This window comes from Pseudomonas sp. PA-7-1E (assembly GCF_021605325.1).
GTDB lineage: Bacteria > Pseudomonadota > Gammaproteobacteria > Pseudomonadales > Pseudomonadaceae > Aquipseudomonas > Aquipseudomonas fluorescens_BV.
In genome coordinates this window covers 1-21170 of the sequence record NZ_WKFA01000080.1, presented here as the reverse complement: position 1 = coordinate 21170, position 21170 = coordinate 1, and the positions used below count along the sequence as shown (strand labels likewise).

The 21170-nt window shown below is 60.2% G+C and carries 19 protein-coding genes; 9 read left to right on the top strand and 10 right to left on the bottom strand.

Annotated elements, in window-relative coordinates; translation table 11 throughout:
* Positions 1 to 200: 200 nt before the first annotated feature.
* The gene (locus GIW79_RS27655) at positions 201 to 1160 is read right to left on the bottom strand and encodes a hypothetical protein (protein ID WP_054896691.1); all 960 of its coding nucleotides are present in this window, start codon (positions 1158 to 1160) and stop codon (positions 201 to 203) included.
* A gap of 73 nt (positions 1161 to 1233) precedes the next feature.
* On the bottom strand, positions 1234 to 1371 hold the full coding sequence (locus GIW79_RS27650) for a hypothetical protein (RefSeq protein ID WP_003175756.1): 138 nt from the start codon (positions 1369 to 1371) through the stop codon (positions 1234 to 1236).
* A 647-nt stretch (positions 1372 to 2018) separates the two neighbouring features.
* Here GIW79_RS27650 and GIW79_RS27645 point away from each other — a divergent pair.
* From GIW79_RS27645 to arfB, 3 genes are all read left to right on the top strand, one after another.
* Positions 2019 to 3440 (top strand): amino acid permease, encoded by a 1422-nt coding sequence (locus tag GIW79_RS27645; protein ID WP_072448466.1) that lies wholly within the window; start codon positions 2019 to 2021, stop codon positions 3438 to 3440.
* 100 nt (positions 3441 to 3540) lie between these two features.
* The gene (locus tag GIW79_RS27640) at positions 3541 to 4224 is read left to right on the top strand and encodes a pentapeptide repeat-containing protein (protein WP_054918208.1); all 684 of its coding nucleotides are present in this window, start codon (positions 3541 to 3543) and stop codon (positions 4222 to 4224) included.
* 11 nt (positions 4225 to 4235) lie between these two features.
* Positions 4236 to 4649 (top strand): alternative ribosome rescue aminoacyl-tRNA hydrolase ArfB, encoded by a 414-nt coding sequence (arfB, locus tag GIW79_RS27635; RefSeq protein ID WP_034128536.1) that lies wholly within the window; start codon positions 4236 to 4238, stop codon positions 4647 to 4649.
* Here the strand turns inward: arfB and GIW79_RS27630 are convergent.
* The 3 genes from GIW79_RS27630 to GIW79_RS27620 form a co-directional block, all read right to left on the bottom strand.
* Positions 4646 to 5842, bottom strand: a complete 1197-nt coding sequence (locus tag GIW79_RS27630) for an MFS transporter (protein WP_057975122.1) — start codon at positions 5840 to 5842, stop codon at positions 4646 to 4648. The two genes, arfB and GIW79_RS27630, sit on opposite strands and share 4 nt — an antisense overlap.
* Positions 5843 to 5945: 103 nt before the next feature.
* Positions 5946 to 6128, bottom strand: a complete 183-nt coding sequence (locus GIW79_RS27625) for a hypothetical protein (protein WP_057975123.1) — start codon at positions 6126 to 6128, stop codon at positions 5946 to 5948.
* 363 nt (positions 6129 to 6491) lie between these two features.
* A complete protein-coding gene (locus GIW79_RS27620) occupies positions 6492 to 6803 on the bottom strand; it encodes a DUF962 domain-containing protein (RefSeq protein ID WP_034128574.1) in 312 nt (103 codons plus the stop codon).
* Positions 6804 to 6963: 160 nt separating this feature from the next.
* Between GIW79_RS27620 and GIW79_RS27615 the strand changes: the two genes are divergently transcribed.
* Positions 6964 to 8022, top strand: coding sequence for an AraC family transcriptional regulator (locus GIW79_RS27615; RefSeq protein ID WP_236455415.1), 1059 nt, complete (start codon positions 6964 to 6966; stop codon positions 8020 to 8022).
* On the opposite strand, the gene GIW79_RS27610 is transcribed toward GIW79_RS27615, so the two are convergent.
* From GIW79_RS27610 to GIW79_RS27590, 5 genes are all read right to left on the bottom strand, one after another.
* A complete protein-coding gene (locus GIW79_RS27610; RefSeq protein WP_003193780.1) occupies positions 7979 to 9433 on the bottom strand; it encodes a TrkH family potassium uptake protein in 1455 nt (484 codons plus the stop codon). The two genes, GIW79_RS27615 and GIW79_RS27610, sit on opposite strands and share 44 nt — an antisense overlap.
* 303 nt (positions 9434 to 9736) lie before the next feature.
* Complete coding sequence (locus GIW79_RS27605; RefSeq protein ID WP_236455416.1) at positions 9737 to 11074, bottom strand: imelysin family protein; 1338 nt, start codon at positions 11072 to 11074, stop codon at positions 9737 to 9739.
* Between the two features lie 126 nt (positions 11075 to 11200).
* Positions 11201 to 13252, bottom strand: a complete 2052-nt coding sequence (locus GIW79_RS27600) for a putative bifunctional diguanylate cyclase/phosphodiesterase (RefSeq protein WP_054896697.1) — start codon at positions 13250 to 13252, stop codon at positions 11201 to 11203.
* Between the two features lie 545 nt (positions 13253 to 13797).
* Positions 13798 to 14394: a superoxide dismutase gene (locus GIW79_RS27595; RefSeq protein WP_003175739.1), complete on the bottom strand. Its 597-nt coding sequence runs from the start codon at positions 14392 to 14394 to the stop codon at positions 13798 to 13800.
* 178 nt (positions 14395 to 14572) lie between these two features.
* Positions 14573 to 15172: a LysE/ArgO family amino acid transporter gene (locus tag GIW79_RS27590; protein WP_236455417.1), complete on the bottom strand. Its 600-nt coding sequence runs from the start codon at positions 15170 to 15172 to the stop codon at positions 14573 to 14575.
* Between the two features lie 100 nt (positions 15173 to 15272).
* Here GIW79_RS27590 and GIW79_RS27585 point away from each other — a divergent pair, with 100 nt between their 5' ends.
* The 5 genes from GIW79_RS27585 (at position 15273) to GIW79_RS27565 (ending at position 21049) form a co-directional block, all read left to right on the top strand.
* Positions 15273 to 16166 carry a LysR family transcriptional regulator ArgP gene (locus tag GIW79_RS27585; protein ID WP_054896698.1) on the top strand — a complete coding sequence of 298 codons (894 nt, stop codon included), beginning with the start codon at positions 15273 to 15275 and terminating at the stop codon, positions 16164 to 16166.
* 52 nt (positions 16167 to 16218) lie between these two features.
* Positions 16219 to 17217: an NAD-dependent epimerase/dehydratase family protein gene (locus GIW79_RS27580; protein ID WP_034128528.1), complete on the top strand. Its 999-nt coding sequence runs from the start codon at positions 16219 to 16221 to the stop codon at positions 17215 to 17217.
* A 127-nt stretch (positions 17218 to 17344) separates the two neighbouring features.
* Positions 17345 to 18169: a hypothetical protein gene (locus GIW79_RS27575; RefSeq protein ID WP_054896699.1), complete on the top strand. Its 825-nt coding sequence runs from the start codon at positions 17345 to 17347 to the stop codon at positions 18167 to 18169.
* Between the two features lie 229 nt (positions 18170 to 18398).
* Positions 18399 to 19658, top strand: coding sequence for a D-mannose isomerase (locus tag GIW79_RS27570; RefSeq protein WP_236455418.1), 1260 nt, complete (start codon positions 18399 to 18401; stop codon positions 19656 to 19658).
* 104 nt (positions 19659 to 19762) lie between these two features.
* Positions 19763 to 21049, top strand: a complete 1287-nt coding sequence (locus tag GIW79_RS27565) for an ABC transporter substrate-binding protein (RefSeq protein WP_003193767.1) — start codon at positions 19763 to 19765, stop codon at positions 21047 to 21049.
* Positions 21050 to 21170 lie beyond the last annotated feature (121 nt).

Here is a 21170-nt window from a genome sequence, read left to right as displayed (position 1 = left end):
AAAAACGAGGAGGGGAACGAAGGGGGGGGGGTATGGTCAGGACGGGGGCGAAGACGGGGCAGAAAACAAGCAGCGGCTCGGCATGCAGGCGGGAGCAAGCTCCCTCGCCACAAGTCACTGGTTGTCTGCTCTAGCTCTTAACTGACTGGCATTAGGGCAAGCCCGGCTCCCACAGGGATCTCTACACGTCTGACGGTCTTTTAAAAGGCAAAGGCGCCATCAAACACCGGCTTGTCATCCAGCGCCAATACCCCACTGGCAAAGATCAGGTCCAGGTGATGACTGCCTTTCTGCCCGCCACCCAAGCCCAGGTGCAGCCCGCAGTGACGCTCTTCAAACCCGGCATTGCGCGCATACAGGTCCTTGACCCCTTCATTGGTGCCAATCCCCAACTCCTCCACGCGACGGTTGGACGGGTTGGCATTCAGGTACTTGTTGAAGTCATCTGCCAGCCCCGGCACTTCGCTGGCCACGCTGCAAACGGTGGAGTTCTCGATCCATAACTCCAACGGGGATTGCAGCACGCCGTATTTGCGTGCAAAGGGGATGGTACTGAGGAAGGTGCCGACAAACCGCACCTGGCCGTTGATGGCTTCGCTGTGGGTGGCGATTTCGCCGGGCGCCAGGTCGTGGTTGCCGACGCCGTTGATATTGGTCCACTTCTTGATGCTGCTCATCGGCGCTTCCAGGCGCGAACCGTGTTTGTCGGTAAAACTCAGCACGTTGGCCTGGGCCATGCGCCGGATCAGTGTGGCGTTGAGGTCGGCGATGCGTTGGGGCTCGACGCTGAAGGTGTCGTAAAAATAGTCGCCGTAATCCTTGAACAGCAGGGATTTCTTCCAGTGCTCGGCCATCACGCCTTGCAGGGCGCGGATAAAGTCAGGGCCTTCGGCGCGTGGGTTGGGCAGCGTGGAGGAATCGTAGAGAAACAGGTACAGATCACAGGTTTGAATGGCCTTTGCCAGGGTGTCGCTGGGCGCCAGGTCCAGGCGTTGCAGTTGGAAGTTGAAGCGGGCGGCGCTGCCGTGGGTGATCGCCTGGGCGATGGCGTCATAGCGCTCGGTATGGCCCAGCAACACGGTGGGGCGGTTCAGGCCGTTGAGGGCCGGGTGGTGAGCAAGGTAGTAGAGAAAGTGTTCGACGGCGCGGGCCTTGTCCATGACGGGTGTCCTTCGGTGCCTTGGGTAAGGGGGCAGGCGCCGTGCACAGCGCCTGCCGGATGCCTGCCGGTTATTAGAAAGGCCACATCGCGGTGCCAAAAGGCACAACGGCATCGGCTTGCATCATTTCAACGGCGGCCTCATGGGTCGGCGCTTCAAACCAATCGTCGAGTTGCAGTTCGGTTTCCAGGTCGTTTTCCAGTGCTTGCATGGTGTATCTCCTAGAGGACGTTGATTGAGAACGGCTCACCCACGGGCTTCGCGGGCAAGTGGAAAGAACCTAGAAGAGAGTGTTTCGAAATGCAAAAAATTTATTGACACGGTTTCATTTGGATTTTTTCTTCTGTTTTTTGGCGGATTTTTTTATTCAGGCAAAACAGTGAATTGGCTGAAGCGATTCTTCAGACGTGGCCTTCCGACAGAATTCCGTTGAGGGCTGCCAAAGTCTGGCTGTAACGCAGGATTTCCGCGGTGTAACGATAGATTTACGCAACTGCCCTGCCGTTGTTGGGGGGCGCGCCGATGTAAGCATTAGCTGACAGAATTGCCTGTGCACTTTCCCGGTGCGTGCCGAAGCTGTCGAGCGGTGTACAATGCGCCGCGTTTTACTGTGACCCCCCTTGCGTACCCACGCAAAAGGCCAAGACCTCAGGGTTTGATCCCCCTGATCACTCCGCCTGGCCACGAGCCGGACGGGTTCGATTTCGTCACAGATAAAAACAAACAGGTGACGCATGACCGTTAGAAAGACGCTGTACTCCTGGTGCCTGCGCTGGGGTTTGAGCGGCGCTGCTTGAGTCGGTAATTCAAGGCAGCAACCTGCATTCAACTCTTCAAACCTTGCGTGAGACCCTTTTCATGAGTGGACCCCATTCCTCTTCAGGCGAGCTGAAACGCGGCCTGAAAAATCGGCATATCCAGTTGATCGCCCTCGGTGGCGCCATCGGCACCGGCCTGTTCCTGGGCTCGGCCGGGGTGCTCAAATCCGCCGGCCCGTCGATGATCCTGGGCTATGCCATTTGCGGCTTTATCGCCTTCATGATCATGCGCCAGCTTGGCGAAATGATCGTCGAGGAGCCCGTCGCCGGCTCCTTCAGCCATTTTGCCCACAAGTACTGGGGCGGTTTCGCCGGTTTTCTGTCGGGCTGGAACTGCTGGATTCTGTACATTCTGGTGGGTATGTCGGAGCTGACGGCCGTCGGCAAGTACGTGCATTACTGGTGGCCGGAGATTCCGACCTGGGTCTCTGCTGCGGCCTTCTTCGTGCTGATCAACGCGATCAACCTGGCCAACGTCAAAGTCTTCGGTGAAGCCGAGTTCTGGTTCGCCATCATCAAGGTGGTGGCGATCGTCGGCATGATTGCCTTGGGCAGCTACCTGCTGGTCAGCGGCAGCGGCGGCCCGCAGGCCTCGGTCAGCAACCTGTGGGAGCATGGTGGTTTCTTCCCCCATGGCGTCGGCGGCTTGGTGATGGCCATGGCGATCATCATGTTCTCCTTCGGCGGCCTGGAAATGCTCGGCTTTACCGCTGCCGAAGCCGACCAGCCACGTACCGTCATCCCCAAAGCGATCAATCAGGTGATCTACCGCATCCTGATTTTCTACATCGGTGCCCTGGTAGTACTGCTGTCGCTCACACCGTGGGACAGCCTGCTGGCGACCCTCAACGCCTCCGGCGATGCCTACAGCGGTAGCCCGTTCGTGCAGGTGTTCTCGATGCTGGGCAGTAACACCGCCGCGCATATCCTCAACTTCGTGGTGCTGACCGCCGCGCTGTCGGTGTACAACAGCGGTACCTACTGCAACAGCCGCATGCTCTTGGGCATGGCCGAGCAGGGCGACGCGCCCAGGGCCCTGGCGAAGATCGACAAGCGCGGCGTGCCGGTGCGTTCGATCCTGGCCTCGGCGGCGATCACCCTGGTGGCGGTGCTGATGAACTACCTGATGCCCCATGACGCGCTGGAACTGCTGATGTCGCTGGTGGTGGCCACGTTGGTGATCAACTGGGCGATGATCAGTTTCTCCCACGTCAAGTTCCGCCAGCACATGAACCGCACCGGCCAGGTGCCGCTGTTCAAGGCGTTGTGGTATCCGTATGGAAACTACATCTGCTTGGCGTTCGTGGTGTTTATCCTGGTGATCATGCTGATGATGCCGGGGATTCAGGTGTCGGTATATGCGATCCCGGTGTGGGTAGCGTTCATGGCAGTATGTTACTGGATCAAGAACAAGCGCACGGCGCGGCCGGCTATTGGCGCAACGGGTCCGGTTCTGGAGTAGGACTTTTCCCCTTGCAGAAAACCCGGCGCCCTGCCGGGTTTTTTGTGGGTATGGCAGGTTAGAATCGCCCCCTCTTTTTTCCGCATGCCCGGAGGCCCCGATGCAATACACCGACGTCGCCGATAGCGCCTTGCAGCGCGATGAGCTGGAAGACTTGATAGACCGGCACAGCGGCCCTTTGCGCTTGATCGGAGTAGATTTAAGTGGCGTCGACCTGTCGCGCATGGCACTGGACAACTGGGTGTTCGAGCGCTGCACACTGGTCCAGACCTCGTTTCTCGGTTCTCGACTGGAAGGGACTCAGTGGAAAAACTGCCGAGCCAGCCTCGCCATTTTCGAAGCGGCCAACCTGCTCGAGGCGCAATTCCACAGTTGCGATCTGAACAACACTCGTTGGCAGCGCAGCAAACTGTCCCAGGCGACTTTTACCCAGTGCAAGCTGACGGGCGCCAATTTCACCCATTGCGCGTCACTGGGGCTGAGCTTCAGCGAAACCCTGCTCAACAGTGCCTTTTTATCCGGGTTGTCGTTTGCTCGAAGTGTGCTCAAGAATCTGGATTTTTCCGACAGCGACTTGTCGGATACGGACTTTCGCAAGGCTGAACTGGTCGACTGCAGCCTCGCACATGCCCGCATCAACGGCGCTAATTTTGCGGGTGCCGACTTGCGCGGTGCAGATTTGAGCGGTTTTCGCCTCAATGATGCCAAACTGTTCAAAGGCGCCGTGATTTCCAAAGCCCAGGCGTCGATATTGTTGTCCGAGTTGGGCTTGTCCGTTGCCTAAGGTTTTGATTGATGCTGGAAATTTCCAACAATGTGCACCTGCCCGACGCCGAGATCGAGCTGACCGCCATTCGTGCCCAGGGTGCCGGTGGGCAGAACGTCAATAAGGTGTCGAGTGCGGTGCACCTGCGGTTTGATATTCCGGCCTCGTCGTTGCCGGAGTTTTACAAGGAGCGCCTGCTGGCGCTGCGTGACAGCCGGATCACCAGCGAAGGCGTGCTGGTGCTCAAGGCCCAGCAATATCGCACCCAGGAGCAGAACCGTGCCGATGCGCTGGAGCGCCTGGTGGAGTTGATCCAGAGCGCCACCAAGGTCGAGAAAAAGCGTCGTCCGACCAAGCCCACCCTGGGTTCGAAGAAACGCCGCCTGGAGTCCAAGACCAAGCGCGGCAGCATCAAGGCCGGGCGCGGCAAGGTCGACTTCTAGGCGTCGCGTGTTTCGCGGGCCTTAGGCGCCTGGCGGTACAGGTAGAAGCTCAGCAGCAAACCGGCGAAAGCTGCGAGGGCCGCGAACAGGAAGATTGAGGCAAAGCCAAAACCTGCCGCCACGGCGCCCGCCAGCGGCCCGGTGATGCCCAGGGACAAGTCGATAAACAGCGAATAGGCGCCCACCGCCGAACCTCGGCTGGAGGCCGGCACCAGGTTGACCGCCTCTACCCCCAGCGCCGGGAACACCAGGGAAAAGCCGAAACCGCTCAACGCCGCACCCGCCAACGCCAGTTGGGCATCCGGCGCCAGCCACAGCAACAGCAGGCCCAGCACTTCCACTGACAGGCAGGCGATTGCGACGCGAAAACCGCCAATGCGGTTGATCAAATTGCCAAACAGCAAGCGTGCGCCGATAAAACTGGCACCGAACAGACTCAAGGCCCACACCGCGTTATCCCAGTGCTGGGTGCTGTAATACAACGTGATAAAGGTGGCGATGGTGCCAAAGCCGATGGAGCCCAGCGCCAGCGCGCAACCATGGGGCAGCACGCGGCCCAGCACGTTCATGAACGGCAAACGTACGCCGGGCACAATCGGCGCCGCTTGTTTTTTCCAGGCCAACAGCACACCCAACACGGCCAACAGAATGATGCTGACGCCCATGCTCCACAGCCCCAAATGGCTGACCAGCAGCACCCCCAACGGCGCACCCACCGCCAGCGCGCCGTAGCTGGCGATGCCGTTCCAGGAAATAACCTTGGCCGTGTTCGCCGCGCCGACACGGCCAATGCCCCAGCCAATCGCGCCCGAACCCACCAGGCTTTCAGCGCTGCCCAGCACCAGCCGCCCGACCAGCAGGCAGCCGAGGCTCAGAGCCGGCAGGCTGGAAAACCACGCCGCAAACAACATGAACACGCCACTCAAACCGCAGCCCACCAAGCCGAGCAGCACGGCGCGCTTGCTGCCCAGATTGTCGATGATCTTACCGGCATAGGGGCGGCTCAGCAGGGTTGCCAGGTATTGCACGCTGATCACCAGCCCGGCGATAACGGCGCCATAGCCCAGCTGGCTATGGACATAACCCGGCAATACGGCCAGGGGGATGCCGATATTCAAGTAGCCGATGAAGGTAAACAGCACGATGGAAACGACTTGCAGCGTGACCGTCATGGGGCGCTGGGTATCTGGCATGGGAGAGATCCACTGTCGCAGCAGGTAAAGATAGGCTGCTAATGATACCGGTGCGCAAGCCGGGCAGGGCGGCAAAAATGTAAAACGTCAGATCTAAGGCAGATCAAGCTTGGGCGGGGGCCAGCAATTGGGTGGTCACCAGGGCCGCCAGGGCGTTTTCCTGGGTGCCGAAGCGCTTGAGCAGTGCTGCTTGCTTGTCGGCACTGAGGCGGTTCCAGACTTCGACCATCTGCAAGGCAGCGTCGAGTACAGCGGCGTCCGGCGTGACGGAAGGGGAAGTGGTCATAGTGAAGGTCTCGGATAATTCAGGCAGTGTGGAAAGCGCTCAAAGGCGCGCTTTCCACACGGTCTGGTACGGCGTCAGTCTCGGCTTTCGCGCTCGACTGGTTTTGCTTCTTTGGCCTCAGGCTGCTTGTCGCTGGCCTGCTGCGGTGTTGGCTGCTCAGTTGGGTGCAGGCTTGGGAAGGGGAGATTAGGTATCTCGTGCATCGTGGTCGCTCCTCGCAAGGTCTGTTTTTTCAATCGCAGGTGATTCCGCGCTCTCAAAAAGCCTTGGCAGGATACAGCACCGTAAATGACAAAAAGACTTTTATCTCCACAGATGCACAATTTTTAATGGTTCAGGCGCAAGTGACATGAGGTCACACCCCTAGAACGGCACCTTGCCCAGGATCATGTCGCGGTACATCACAAAATCCCCCAGCAAGCTGTAGAACGGGTGCTGAAAGGTGGCGGGGCGGTTCTTTTCGAAGAAGAAGTGGCCAATCCAGGCAAAGCTGTAGCCTGCCAGGGGCAACGCCAGCAGCAGAACCAATGAGCCTCTGCCGATGGCGTACGCGAGAATGCCTATTACCAGGGTGGTGCCGATAAAGTGCAGGCGTCGGCAGGTGCTGTTGCCATGTTCGCTCAGGTAGTACGGGTAGAACTCGGCAAAACTGTTGAATTTCTTGATGTTTTCCACGGTCACCGGCCCTCTGGTTGCTGTGCCGCCAACGGGTGCGCGGCGGGGAGCTTATTTGAGTCTAGAGTGATCAGTGCTAACAGCCAGTGACAATAGATGCCACTTTAGTATCCTTGGCTTCCTGGCTGCCGTTTGAGCCTGCTTTCAACAAGAAGACGCCATGAGCGAACGAACAACTTCTGCAAGCTGGGCGATGGGCATCGTCAAGGCGCTGGAAATGGATGGCCTGGATTGCCGTGCCTTGTTCAAGCAACTGGGCCTGGACTACGCCGCCCTCAGTGACCCCGATGCGCGCTTCCCGCAAGACGCCATGACCCGCCTGTGGCAACGCGCGGTAGAGGTGTCGGGTAACCCGGCGATTGGCCTGAACATGGGCAAGGTGGTGCGCCCGGCCTCGTTTCACGTTGCCGGTTATGCGTTGATGTCCAGCAACACCCTGGCCGAAGGTTTTATGCGATTGGTGCGCTACCAGCGCATCATCGCCGAAAGCGCTGATTTGAGTTTTCGACTGTTACCCGAAGGCTATGCGTTGATTCTGACGGTGCATGGCGATCACCTGCCGCCGACCCGTCAAAGCGCCGAAGCCTCGCTGGCCAGCGCCCTGGCCCTGTGCGGCTGGCTCACCGGGCGCACCCTGCAGCCCCGCAAAGTGCTGCTGCAAGGCGAGCAGCCGGCGGACCTGGCGCCCTACCAACAGGCCTTTCATGCGCCTTTGCAATTCAATGCACCCTATGACGCGCTGATTTTCGAGCAGGCGGACATGGAGGCGCCGCTGCCCACGGCCAACGAAGCCATGGCGCTGTTGCATGATCGCTTTGCCGGTGAATACCTGGCGCGTTTTTCCGAAAGCCGCGTGACCCACAAGGCGCGTCAGGTGCTGTGCCGCCTGTTGCCTCAGGGCGAGCCCAAGCGCGAATCCGTGGCCCAGACGTTGCACCTGTCCCAGCGCACCTTGCAGCGGCGGCTGCAGGAGGAGGGCACCAGCTTCCAGGCCTTGCTTGATGACACCCGGCGCGAACTGGCCGAGCAGTACCTGGCACAACCCAGCATGACCTTGCTGGAAATCGCTTACCTGCTGGGGTTTGCCGACCCGAGCAACTTTTTCCGCGCGTTTCGCCGCTGGTTCGATGCCACGCCCGGTGAATACCGGGCGCGCTTGCAGCAAACGTCGTCGGTCAGTGACGCCAGAACGCCGGAATGCACAACACAAACACGGTGATGATCTCCAGGCGCCCCAACAACATGCCCAGGGACAGGATCCACTTGGCGGCATCCGGCAGGGTGGCGAAGTTGCCGGCTGGGCCGATGGTTTCGCCCAGGCCGGGGCCCACGCCGGAAACGGTACTGGCGGCGCCGGTCAACGCGGTCATCCAGTCCACGCCTAGCAGCGACAGGGCCAGGGCGATCATGCAGATGGTGATGGCGAAGAAAAACGAAAAAGTCAGGATCGACCGCACAATCTCTTCATCGAGGCGATGGCCGTTGTACTTCTGCTTGATCACCGCGCGCGGATGGATCAACTGATTCAAGTTGGCCTTGAGCAGGATGTAGGCCACCTGGAAACGGAAGATTTTGATACCGCCCGCGGTGGAGCCCGAGCAGCCGCCGATAAAGCCCAGGTAGAAAAACAGCATCAGTGAGAAGTTGCCCCACAAGCTGTAATCCCCCAGTGCAAAGCCGGTGGTAGTCACCACAGACGTCACGTTCAGCGCCACATGGCGCAAGGCATCGAGCCAATGCAGGTTGGTGGTCCACCAGTACCAGGTGCCGAGTACCAGCCAGGTCACCAGCAACAGGCCGAGCAAGCCTTGCACCTGCTGGTCCTTGATCAGCGCCCGACGGTTACCACGTAAAGTGGCCACGTACAGGGCGAACGGCAAGCTGCCCAGGATCATCACCACCACCGCGACCCAATGCACCGCCGGTTGTTTCCAATGGGCCAGGGACTCGTCCGAGGTGGAAAACCCGCCCGTGGAAATCGCCGACATCGCATGGTTGATCGCATCGAACACGCCCATTCCGGCCCACCAGAAGGCCAGGCTGCCGAAGATAGTGATGCCCACATACGCCGCCACGATCAGGCGCGCCACCATGTGTGAACGAGGCATGACCTTTTCCGAGCGGTCCGAGGATTCGGTCTGGAACAGGCGCATGCCACCAATGCGCAGCAGCGGCAGGATCGCCACCGCCATGCCGATAAAGCCGATACCGCCGAGCCAGTGCAGCAGCGAACGCCACATCAAGATGCCCGGCGACATGCTGTCCAGCCCGCTCAACACGGTGGAGCCTGTGGCGGTGATGCCGGACATGCTTTCGAAGAACGAGTCGGTGTAGCTGATGTGCTGGGTCAGCAAAAAGGGCAGGGCGGCGAAGATGCACACCACCACCCAACTACTGACCGTCAGCAGGTACATGTCCCTGGGGCGCAGGTGCACGTGCTCTGGGCGACCAGGGATGACCAGCGCCAGGCCGGCGATAAAGGTGATCAGGCTGGCCCACAGGAACGAGGGCAGGTCGCTGGTGCGTTCGAAGATCACCAGGGTCGCCATCGGGATCACCATGGCGACCGCAAGGGTGATCAGGAAGATGCCGATGATGAAACCGATGATGCGCAGGGTCGGCAACGCCATGAAGTTCGCTCGGGTGATTGGGCAGAGGCGCCATTCTACCTGCGGTGCAGGTCTTGTAAACCAAGGGCTGCCGGTTGATGGAGAACCCCTGTGGGAGCTGGCCTGCCAGCCGGCGGATATCCACCTGACGCCCCGCAATCCAATGTGGGAGCTGGCTTGCCTGCGATGGCGGTGTGTCAGTTACAGATCAGTCGACTGAACCACCGCCATCGCAGGCAAGCCAGCTCCCACAGGTATAACGGCGGCAGTTATTGCGCGCATGAAAAAGGCGACCCGCAGGTCGCCTCTTTCAACTGCGCTTGATCAGAACTCGTGATCAGCGCTGTCCGGGTTCAGGTCGCTGATGCCCAGCTTGCCGGCAGCAGCCTCGATCGAGCCGGTCTGCTTGACCAGGGCGGCAATCGAGTCACGCACGATCTGGTTGCCCTTTTCATTGTCGGCGGCGATCAACTGGTCGTAGTGCTCGCCGTTGTTGGCGTGGTCAACCATCACCTGGATCTTCGCTTCGGTGGCGGCCAGGTCAGCCTTGAGGGCTGCATCTGCTGCCGGGTCGGCCTTGGCCACCAGGGACGACAGGCTGGCGCCGGTCATCTTGGTACCGTCAACACGGGTGTATTCGCCCAAGTAAACGTTACGGATGCCCTTGGCGTCGTAGAAGTGCGAGTAATGGGTGTTGTCGCTGAAGCAGTCTTGCTCGTCTTCCGGCGAGTTGGCTTCCAGGGACACTTTCATGCGCTCCCCGGCGAGTTCGCCCAGAGACAGGCTGCCCATGCCGAACAGCATTTTACGCAGGCCATCGGTCGCAGGTTCCGACTCCAGAGTGGCGCGGTAGTTGTCTTCGACGTTGGGCTTCCAGTTGCCGACCATTTCCTGCAGGTCGCTGACCAGCAGTTGGGTGACGGCGCGCAGGTAAGTGCGGCGACGCTCGTTGTGGCCGCCGGTTGCACCGTCACCGGTCATGTAGTCCGATGCCGGGCGGTTGCCCGCGCCTGGGCCGGTGCCGTTGAGGTCCTGGCCCCACAGCAGGAATTCGATGGCGTGGTAGCCGGTGGCGACGTTCGCTTCGGAACCGCCCAGTTCATTGAGGCTGGCGAGTTTTTCCGGAGTGATCTCCTTGACGTCGACCTTGTCTTCGCCGACCTGGATCTCGTTATTGGCGATGATATTGGCGTTCGCACCTGGGTTGCCCAGCGCGTGCTCGTAGGACTTGTCGACGTAGTCGATCAGGCCTTCGTCCAGGGGCCAGGCGTTCACCTGGCCTTCCCAGTCGTCGATGATGGTGTTGCCGAAGCGGAATACTTCGCTCTGCAGGTAGGGTACGCGTGCGGCGATCCAGGCGGTACGGGCCGCTTTCAGGGTTTCGTCGTTCGGGTTGGCGAGGAAGGTATCGATTGCGGTCTGCAGGGTTTTTGCGGTGGATTCGGCATCGCTGTACACCGCAAACACCATGTCTGCGTAGTGCGCGACCACGGCCTTGGCGGCCGCTTCGTCGACCTGGCCAGCCGGGGCAGCCGCCGGTGCGGTAGTGCTGGCGGCAGCGGGTGCCTGGGGCGCGGCGGCCTTGTCTTTACCTTCGCCGCAACCGGCGAGAGAAATGGCAATGGCCAGCAGACTGGCGGTGGCCAGGGGCATACGAATCATGGCGAACATCCTGCTTCGGTTGTTGAAAGGGCGCGCGGGGAGCGCAAACGCTGCGACATAATGCGAAAGATTTGCATTTTGTGTAAAGGCTTATACGCGGGAAATATTGAGTATCGAAGTGTAAATTCAAAGACTCACGGCGTTATTGCGCTCGGACTGCTTCAGGTAAGCCGTCAACTCCCGGGCCTGCAGCGGTTTGCTGTAGTGATAACCCTGCCCCTCATGGCACCCCTCGGAGATGATGTAGGCCTCCTGTTCGGCAGTCTCCACGCCTTCGGCAATCACCTGCATGCCCAGGCTTTTGCCCAATTGGATAATGGCGCGCACGATGGTGGCGTCATCGTCGTCGTCCTGCAGGTCCTGGACGAAGCTCTTGTCGATCTTGATCTTGTCCAGGGGCAGGCTCTTGAGGTAACTCAAGGATGAGTAGCCGGTGCCGAAGTCATCAATGGCGATCAGCGCGCCGGAGCGACGCAGGCTCAGCAGGTGCTGGGCTGCGGTGCTGATGTCTTCCATCAGGCCGGTCTCGGTCACTTCCAGCTCCAGGCTGCGGGGCGGCAGGCGATAGATCTGCATCAGGTTGTTGACCACCCGCGGCAACTCGGTGTGGTGCAGTTGCACGGTGGACAGGTTGACGGCCATGCGCAGCGCGGTGAAACCCTGGTCATGCCATTCGCGCAGTTGCCGACACGCCTGGTCCAGCACCCATTCGCCGATGGGAATGATGGTGCCGTTCTGTTCCGCCAACGGAATGAACAAGTCCGGCGGTACCAGCCCATGTTCCGGGTGTTGCCAGCGCAGCAGGGCTTCCACACCGACCACGTGATGGTCGAGATAGCTGATTTGTGGTTGGTACACCAAGTGAAACTGCTCGCGGCCCAAGGCGTCTCGCAAGTCTTTCTCCAGTTCACGACGCCGGCGCATTTCGCTGTCGACGCTGGCGATATAAAACTGATAGCGGTTGCGCGAGCGGCTCTTGGCCAGGGTCATGGTCTGCTCGGCTTTCTGGAGCAACTTCTCGGTGCTGTCGCCATCTTCCGGGAACAGCGTGATGCCGATGGTGGCGCGCAGGCGGATCAGGTCATGCTCAAGGGCGAACTCTGCTTCCAGGTCATCAAGGATGCTTTGCGCCAGTTCGGCGGCTTCGTAGGGCTGGTCGATATCGGCTTGCACCAGGGCGAACTGGTCGCCGCCCAGGCGGGCGAGCGTGCCCAGGTGGCCACTATGGGCGCGCAAGCGATCAGCCAGCGCCAACAAGAGTTTGTCGCCGGCCTGGTAGGTGAATTGCTCGTTGACGCTCTTGAAATCATCCAGCCCCACGCACAACACCGCGACACGGCGTTGCCGGCGGCCGGCGTCCGTGAGGATTTTGTCCAGTTGCGCCTGCAACTTCTGGCGGTTCGGCAGGCCGGTCAGGAAGTCGTATTGGGCCATGCGCAACAGGCTCGATTCGGCCTCGTGGCGCAGGTGGGTATTGCGCTCGATGGATTCGAGCAATTGGTTGGCGGTGTTTATCCACTGCCCCAGTTCGTTGCGTTCGTGGCCCTTGAGCTGAGGGATCTTGTGCTCGCTGGGGCGGTCCGGGTTGATCGAGGTCAGGTGCTCGATCATCCGCGACAGCGGTTTGGTGAGCATCCAGTGATACACCAGGTACAGCACCAGCCCCATGACCAGGGCGCGCAATACGCCCGAGATAAAGATGATGACCGAGCTGACCAGAAAACTTCGGCCATAGGTGGCGGTGTCGAGGGTGATGCTCAGGTCGCCGTAATATTCGCTGTAGGGGCCCTTGCCCACCAACGCAGTAGTAAAGGAGCGTTCCTGGCCAAGAATCAGGTCGGTCAACCAGCGGCTGGGCGACTGCTGTAAAGGACGGCTTTTTTCCGCCAGCATGGTCTCGTTGGGGTGCCCGATGGAAGCCATGCGCACAGCGTCGTCCTGGAACAGACCTTCGATCACCTGCATGCCCATCTCGCGATCCAGGCTGTACACGGCCTGGGTCGAGGGGTCGCGAAACATGTCGAGGATGCGCTGGGCATCGCCCGCCACGGCCTGGCGCGTCTTGTAGGCATCAAAAACGATCTGCGCCACGCTCAGCGCCACACCCACGATCAATGCCGAAAGCAGCACAACCCGTAGCAACTTCACCGACAAGCTGTTCTTGAGTTCCAGCTTCAAAGGGGCATTCCTTGTCTCATGCGGGTGGCCGTCAATATGCCATGAGTATTGGCAATCTGGTGATGGCAGTCAAAGGGACATTCGGGCTTGAGATTAATTGAAGGGGCTGGATAAACGTGGAGGGATACCCGCTTATGTCAGGGCGTTTGAGGCGTGGGCTGGACGTCGGGCAGAGAAGAAGAAGGCGGAACAGATCCGCCCTCTGTTTGGCGACGCTCTCAAAAATTGATCTTACCCTCTGGCTGTTGCTCTTCCCCTCCGACCTTTGACTGTTCACCCGCGATGTCTACGAGTTTGTTCGTCAAGTCCAGTGCGCTTTTCGCCAGGTCCATTCCCTTCTCAAGAAGACCGGATAACATTGGCACTGCACCCGCGGCCGTTGAAATAGGATCCATTGTCATTCTCCACATTGATTCAGGAGGTTTATTCCTCCTGGCGTTTGTGTGGTGAATAGTTACCGTTGGGTTCCGGGATTTCTGGCATGGCAATCAGGGCGCCCATGAAAAGCCCGGCAATCGCCGGGCTCTTTTTACTGCAAGCGTCGCTTAGGCAGTGAAGGTCTTGCCTTCGAACTGCTCAGCCACGAACTTCCAGTTGACCAGGTTCCAGAACGCTTCTACATACTTTGGACGCACGTTGCGGTAGTCGATGTAGTAGGCGTGTTCCCAGACGTCGCAGGTCAACAGCGGGGTGTCGCCGTTGGTCAGCGGGTTGCCGGCGCCGATGGTGCTGGCCAGGGCCAGGGAACCGTCAGCCTTTTTCACCAGCCAGCCCCAACCGGAACCGAAGGTGCCGACCGAAGTCTTGGTGAACTCTTCCTTGAACTTGTCGAACGAACCGAACGCAGCGTTGATGGCTTCAGCCAGTGCGCCGGTTGGTTGGCCGCCGGCGTTCGGCGCCAGGCAGTTCCAGTAGAAAGTGTGGTTCCAGACCTGAGCGGCGTTGTTGAAGATGCCGCCCGAGGAAGACTTGACGATCTCTTCCAGGGTCTTGCCTTCGAACTCGGTGCCAGGCACCAGGTTGTTCAGGTTCACGACATAGGTGTTGTGGTGCTTGTCGTGGTGGTATTCCAAGGTTTCCTTGGAGATGTGCGGCTGCAGGGCATCGTGTGCGTAGGGCAGCGGCGGCAATTCGAAAGCCATGATGATTCTCCTAATCAGGTCAGTTGCGGTGAGCGCAAGGCCGATCACGGGCGGCCAAACATGCGCCGGGGAGTTTGTACTCTTTGCGGCGCAGGGGGCCGATCATAGCACCGGGGGTGCGGCATAACCACGCAACAACTGTGTGGGATAGAGGTTCCAGAGCGTTTTGGAATATTGCTCAGGCGCTGATCAGTTGATAGGCCACCGAGAACATCATCGCGGCCACCAGCACGTCCAGCAGGCGCCAGGTGGCCGGGCGTGCCAACCAGGGTGCCAACCATGCCGCACCCAGCGCCAGGGTGGCGAACCACAGGAACGATGCACTGGCTGCACCGGCTACGTAGGCACCGGGTTCGGTTTGTTGCGCGCCCAGGGAGCCGATCAGCAGGACGGTATCCAGGTAGACATGGGGGTTGAGCAAGGTGACCGCCAAAGCGCTCAGCAGCACGGCGCGCATTGAGCGTGTCTTGAGGCTGTCGCTTTGGTCCAGGCTCTGTTTCGAGCAGGCCCTGCGCAGCGCGCATGCGCCATACCAGAGCAAGAACGCTGCGCCGCCCCAGCGTGCCACCGCCAGCAGTATCGGGCTCTGCGCCAGCACGGTGGCCAGCCCGAATACCCCAGCGGCCACTAGCAGTGCGTCGCAGATCACACACAACGCCGCCACGGGTAAGTGGTGTTCGCGGCGCAGGCTCTGCGCGAGTACGAATGCATTTTGGCTGCCGATTGCCATGATCAACCCGAGGGCCACCAGCAAACCGTTCATATAGCTTTGCCACATAGAAGGAGATCCTTGTTGATGCTCAAACGATGCTGGCTATGGTGCGGGTCGGGGCTGTATAAGAAAAACCAATATTGCTGATCGCTCATTAGAGAAACTGATGTTCGACTATAAATTGCTTTCCGCCCTGGCGGCGGTGGTGGAACAAGCCGGCTTTGAGCGCGGTGCCCAGGTGTTGGGGCTGTCGCAATCAGCCATCTCCCAACGCATCAAGCTATTGGAGGCGCGCGTCGGCCAGCCGGTGTTGATACGGGCCTCGCCGCCAACGCCCACCGATATCGGTCGGCGCCTGCTCAACCATGTGCAGCAGGTGCGTTTGCTGGAGCGTGACCTGCAAAGCCAGGTGCCGGCCCTGGACGAGGAGGGCATGCCTGAGCGCCTGCGCATTGCCCTGAATGCCGACAGCCTCGCCACTTGGTGGGCCGAAGCAGTCAGCGACTTCTGCGCCGAACAGCATGTGTTGCTGGACCTGGTGGTCGAAGACCAGACCGTGGGCCTCAAGCGCATGCGCGCCGGTGAAGTGGCGGCCTGCATTTGTGCCAGCGAGCGTCCTGTGGCCGGTGCTCGCAGCCTGTTGCTGGGCGCCATGCGTTATCGGGCGCTGGCCAGCCCGGCCTTTCTGGCGCGGCATTTTCCTGGAGGCGTGCGGGCCGACCAATTGGCGCGCACGCCTGCGCTGGTGTTCGGCCCGGATGATTTCCTGCAGCACCGCTACCTGGCGTCCCTTGGCGTGGACGGTGGTTTCGAACACCATCTATGCCCGTCATCCGAAGGTTTTATCCGCCTGACGGAAGCCGGCTTGGGGTGGGGCCTGGTGCCTGAATTGCAGGTGCGCGACCAGTTGGAAACCGGTGTATTGGTCGAGTTATTGCCAGATAAGCCCATCGATGTGCCGCTGTACTGGCATCATTGGCGCAGTGGCGGGCAACTGTTGGGCTTGTTGACCGACCATCTGGCCGATGTGTGTGGTCATTGGTTGGTGCCGTTGGAGTGATGGCGCGCGTCAAGGCAAGAGCGATGAAAAATGAAAGAACACGGAGTACGACATGAAAATTCTGGTCACCGGCGCAAGCGGCTTCATTGGCGGGCGCTTTGCGCGCTTCGCCCTTGAGCAGGGCCTGGACGTGCGGGTCAACGGGCGGCGCGCCGAGGGTGTGGAACACCTGGTGCGGCGCGGTGCCGAGTTCATCCAGGGTGATTTGAATGATGCCGACCTTGTGCGCGACCTGTGCCGCGATGTCGAAGCCGTGGTGCATTGCGCCGGCGCCGTCGGGCTGTGGGGCAAGTACCAGGACTTCCACCAGAACAACGTATTGGTCACCGAAAACGTCGTCGAAGCCTGCCTGAAACAGCGCGTGGGGCGCCTGGTGCACCTGTCGTCGCCGTCGATCTATTTTGACGGTCGCGATCACCTTGGGCTCACCGAAGAGCAAGTGCCCAAGCGTTTCAAGCATCCCTATGCCGCTACCAAGTACCTGGCCGAGCAGAAGGTGTTCGGCGCCCAGGAGTTCGGCCTGCAAGTGATAGCCCTGCGCCCACGCTTTGTCACCGGGGCCGGCGATATGAGTATCTTCCCGCGCTTGCTGAAAATGCAGCGCAAGAACCGTCTGGCGATCGTCGGCGACGGTTTGAACAAAGTCGACTTCACCAGCGTGCACAACCTCAACGAGGCGCTGCTCAGCAGTTTGCTCGCCACCGGCTCGGCCCTGGGCAAAGCCTACAACATCAGCAATGGCGCACCGGTGCCGATCTGGGATGTGGTGAACTACGTGATGCGGCAGATGGAGCTGCCCCAAGTGACCCGCTATCGATCCTACGGTTTGTCCTACAGCGTGGCGGCGTTGAACGAGGCATTCTGCGCGATGTGGCCGGGGCGGCCGGAACCGGCGTTATCGCGTCTGGGCATGCAAGTGATGAATAAAAACTTCACCCTCGACATCAGTCGCGCCAGGCATTATCTCGACTACGAGCCCAAGGTCAGCCTGTGGGCCGCGCTCGACGAGTTCTGCAGTTGGTGGAAAGCCCAGGACCCGGGCCGCCAATAACCTCATAAGCAGCAACACTTCGGGAACCCCATTCCAGGTTCCGAGTCGATCCATGCGCCGGGAGTGCGGTTTATACTCCTGCCGCTCGGCTTTACAGCCAGCCATCTCATTGATTCAGGGTAGATTCATGCGTAACGATGCTAAAGACGACTTCGACAACGTTCCCAGCCTGCGGGCCGACCTTGGGGATGACGATGATTTCGTGCCGACCCCCGCGACGTCGGTGCGTTCGCGAACGACGCCCGTGGTCAAGGTCAAGAGCGCCAGCACTGGTCCGTTGTGGGCATTGGTCGGTGCGCTGTTGATCGCCTTTGCGGGCCTGGCCTGGTGGAGCTTCCAGCAGATTTCCCTGATGGGCCAGCAGTTGGTTGCCACCCAGGAAAGCTTTGCCCGCATCAGCGAGGAAGCGGCAGGACGGCTACAGGCGATTTCCGGCAAGGTCGTGGCCAGCGAAGCGAATGTGAACAACGGCAGCGAAGCCTTGAAGCTGCAGATCAAGCAACTGGAAGCCCAGTTGCAGGAGCAGGGCAAGCAACAGTTGGGCGTCGCCGGTCAAACCACCGAACTTGACAGCCGCCTGGCCCAGATGAGCGCCAGCAACACCGAGCTGACAGCGGCCAATACCAAGCTGCAAGGCCAGGTGCAGGCCCTCACTGACGCGGTCACCAGCCTCACGGCAGCACAGGCCGAGAGCAAGGGCCTGGCCACCGATGTGGCGGCCTTGAAGAAACAAGGCAACCCAAGCGCGGCCATCGCCCGCCTCGAGCAGGACGTGCTGGTGCTCAAGAGCGCCCAGGAAAACCAGCCGGCCAATATCGACGCGCCGACCAACAAGGAATTTGACGTGTTCCGCATCCAGACCACGCGCAATATCACCACCTTGCAGAGCCAGGTGCAGAACTTGAATCAGCGTCTCAATGCGCCTGCTGCGGTCACCCCACTGGGTCAATGAACTCAAAATCATCCTCTGTAGGAGCGAGCTTGCTCGCGAAAAACGTTAACGATCACGCAGGTTCCCTGGAATAAACGCGGCGCTTGTGAGCTTTTCGCGAGCAAGCTCGCTTCTACATTCGGGTGTTGATTGTCACCACTCGGTGACATTTCTTTTCCCCTTCGTTACTTGCCCCTGCCGCGCCCTTGTTTAGACTCCGGTCATCCCAAAAAAACAATAAGGGCCACCCATGACCACCCACCCACTGCCTGCCAGCAGTTGGCTGAATGCACCTTCCCATCACGCTTGGCTCGCCGCGGAAGGCCAGCGCCTGTTGGCGTTCGCCAAGGCATCGCGCCTGCCGGACGGGTTCGGCAACCTCGACGATAAAGGCCAGTTGCCGGCCAATGCTCGCGCCGAAACCATGAACACCGCGCGCATGACCCACAGCTTTGCCATGGCCCATGCCATGGGGTTGCCGGGTTATGCCGAACTGGTGGCGCACGGTGTGGCAGCGCTCAGCGGCCCGCTGCGTGACAGTGAGCACGGTGGCTGGTTCGCCGCGCCCCAGGCGGCTGATGGCAACACCGGCAAGGCCGCCTATCTGCACGCCTTCGTGGCCCTCGCCGCCAGCTCTGCCGTGGTGGCCGGCGCGCCGGGTGCGCGCACATTAATGAACGACGCCGTCCATATCATCGACCAGTTCTTCTGGAGCGAAGAGGAGGGCGTCATGCTTGAATCCTTTGCCCGGGACTGGAGCGGCGTCGAAGCCTATCGTGGCGCCAACAGCAACATGCACGCCACCGAAGCTTTCCTGGCATTGGCCGATGTCAGTGGTGATACACGTTGGCTGGACCGTGCGCTGCGCATCGTCGAACGGGTGATCCACACCCATGCCGCTGGCAATCAATTCATGGTCATCGAACATTTCGATGCGCACTGGAAGCCGTTGCTCGGTTACAACCAAGACAACCCCGCCGATGGCTTTCGCCCCTACGGCATCACCCCCGGCCATGGTTTCGAATGGGCGCGGTTGTTGCTGCACCTTGAAGCTGCGCGCCTCAAGGCCAAGCTGGCCACGCCGGACTGGCTGGTGAGCGACGCCAAAGGCCTGTTTGCCAGTGCCTGCGAGTACGCCTGGGCGGTGGATGGTGCGCCGGGCCTTGTCTACACTCTGGATTGGAACCAGCGCCCGGTGGTACGCGAGCGCCTGCACTGGACCCATGCTGAAGCCAGCGCCGCTGCTCAGGCGCTGCTCAAACGTACCGGCGAGCTGCATTACGAAACCTGGTACCGACGCTTCTGGGAGTTTTGCGAAACCCACTTCATCGACCGGCTCCAGGGCAGTTGGCACCACGAACTCAGCCCGCACAACCAACCCAGCAGTAAAATCTGGGGCGGCAAACCTGACCTGTACCATGCCTGGCAAGCGGTCGTGCTGCCTGCACTGCCCTTGGCACCCAGCCTGGCCAGTGCATTGGGCAGCGGATGCTATGTCACCAGGTGGTGACATTTGTGCGTCCCTTTGTTACCTGCGCCCCGAAAATCCATGTTTAAACTCCGTGCAGCGCAAGCTCTAGACTTGCATGCATAACAACAAGAAAAGGTACTCAGATGAACGCGATTAATCGCCTCGCCGTCGCTATTTCCATTGCCTCGTTGTTCCCCCTCAGTGCATTTGCCGCCGACTCCAAAGGTACGGTGGAAGTGGTGCATTGGTGGACCTCCGGCGGTGAAAAAGCGGCTGTGGATGTCCTGAAGGCCCAAGTTGAGAAAGACGGCTTCACCTGGAAAGACGGTGCAGTGGCAGGCGGCGGTGGCGCCACCGCCATGACCGTGCTGAAAAGCCGTGCGGTCGCTGGCAACCCGCCAGGCGTTGCCCAGATCAAAGGCCCCGATATCCAGGAATGGGCCTCTACTGGCCTGCTCGACACCGACGTGCTCAAAGACGTCGCCAAAGAAGAAAAATGGGATTCGCTGCTCGACAAGAAAGTCTCCGACACCGTGAAATACGACGGTGACTACGTGGCCGTGCCGGTGAATATCCATCGCGTGAACTGGCTGTGGATCAACCCGGAAGTCTTCAAGAAAGCCGGCATCACCAAGAACCCAACCACCCTCGAAGAATTCTACGCAGCGGGCGACAAGCTCAAGGCTGCAGGCTTCATTGCGCTCGCCCACGGCGGCCAGCCTTGGCAGGACAGCACCGTGTTCGAAGCGGTGGTGCTTTCGGTAATGGGCGCTGATGGCTACAAGAAAGCGCTGGTCGACCTGGATAACGGCGCACTGACCGGCCCGGAAATGGTCAAGGCCCTCACCGAGCTGAAGAAAGTCGCGACCTACATGGACGTCGACGGCAAGGGCCAGGACTGGAACCTGGAAGCTGGCAAGGTCATCAACGGCAAGGCCGGCATGCAGATCATGGGTGACTGGGCCAAGTCCGAGTGGACCGCCGCCAAGAAAGTCGCTGGCAAGGATTATGAGTGCGTAGCGTTCCCGGGCACTGATAAAGCCTTCACCTACAACATCGACTCCCTGGCGGTGTTCAAGCAGAAAGACAAAGGCACTGCTGCGGGTCAGCAGGACATCGCCAAAGTAGTGTTGGGTGAAAACTTCCAGAAGGTGTTCAGCATCAACAAGGGCTCGATCCCTGTGCGTAACGACATGCTGACCAAGATGGAATCCTACGGCTTTGATTCCTGCGCCCAGACCGCCGCCAAGGACTTCCTGGCCGACGCCAAGACTGGCGGCCTGCAGCCAAGCATGGCGCACAACATGGCCACCACCCTGGCGGTGCAAGGTGCGTTCTTTGATGTCGTGACCAACTTTATCAACGACCCGAAAGCCGACCCGGCCGACACGGCCAAGAAGCTTGGCGCGGCGATCAAGTCGGCCAAGTAACACCCTATGTAGGAACCCGGCTTGCTGTGGCGAGGGAGCTTGCTCCCGCTCGGGGGGGGGGCGGCCCCCCAAGACAGCGCTTGTTTCCTGCCCCGCGGGGGCGAGAGCCCCCCCCCCAAAA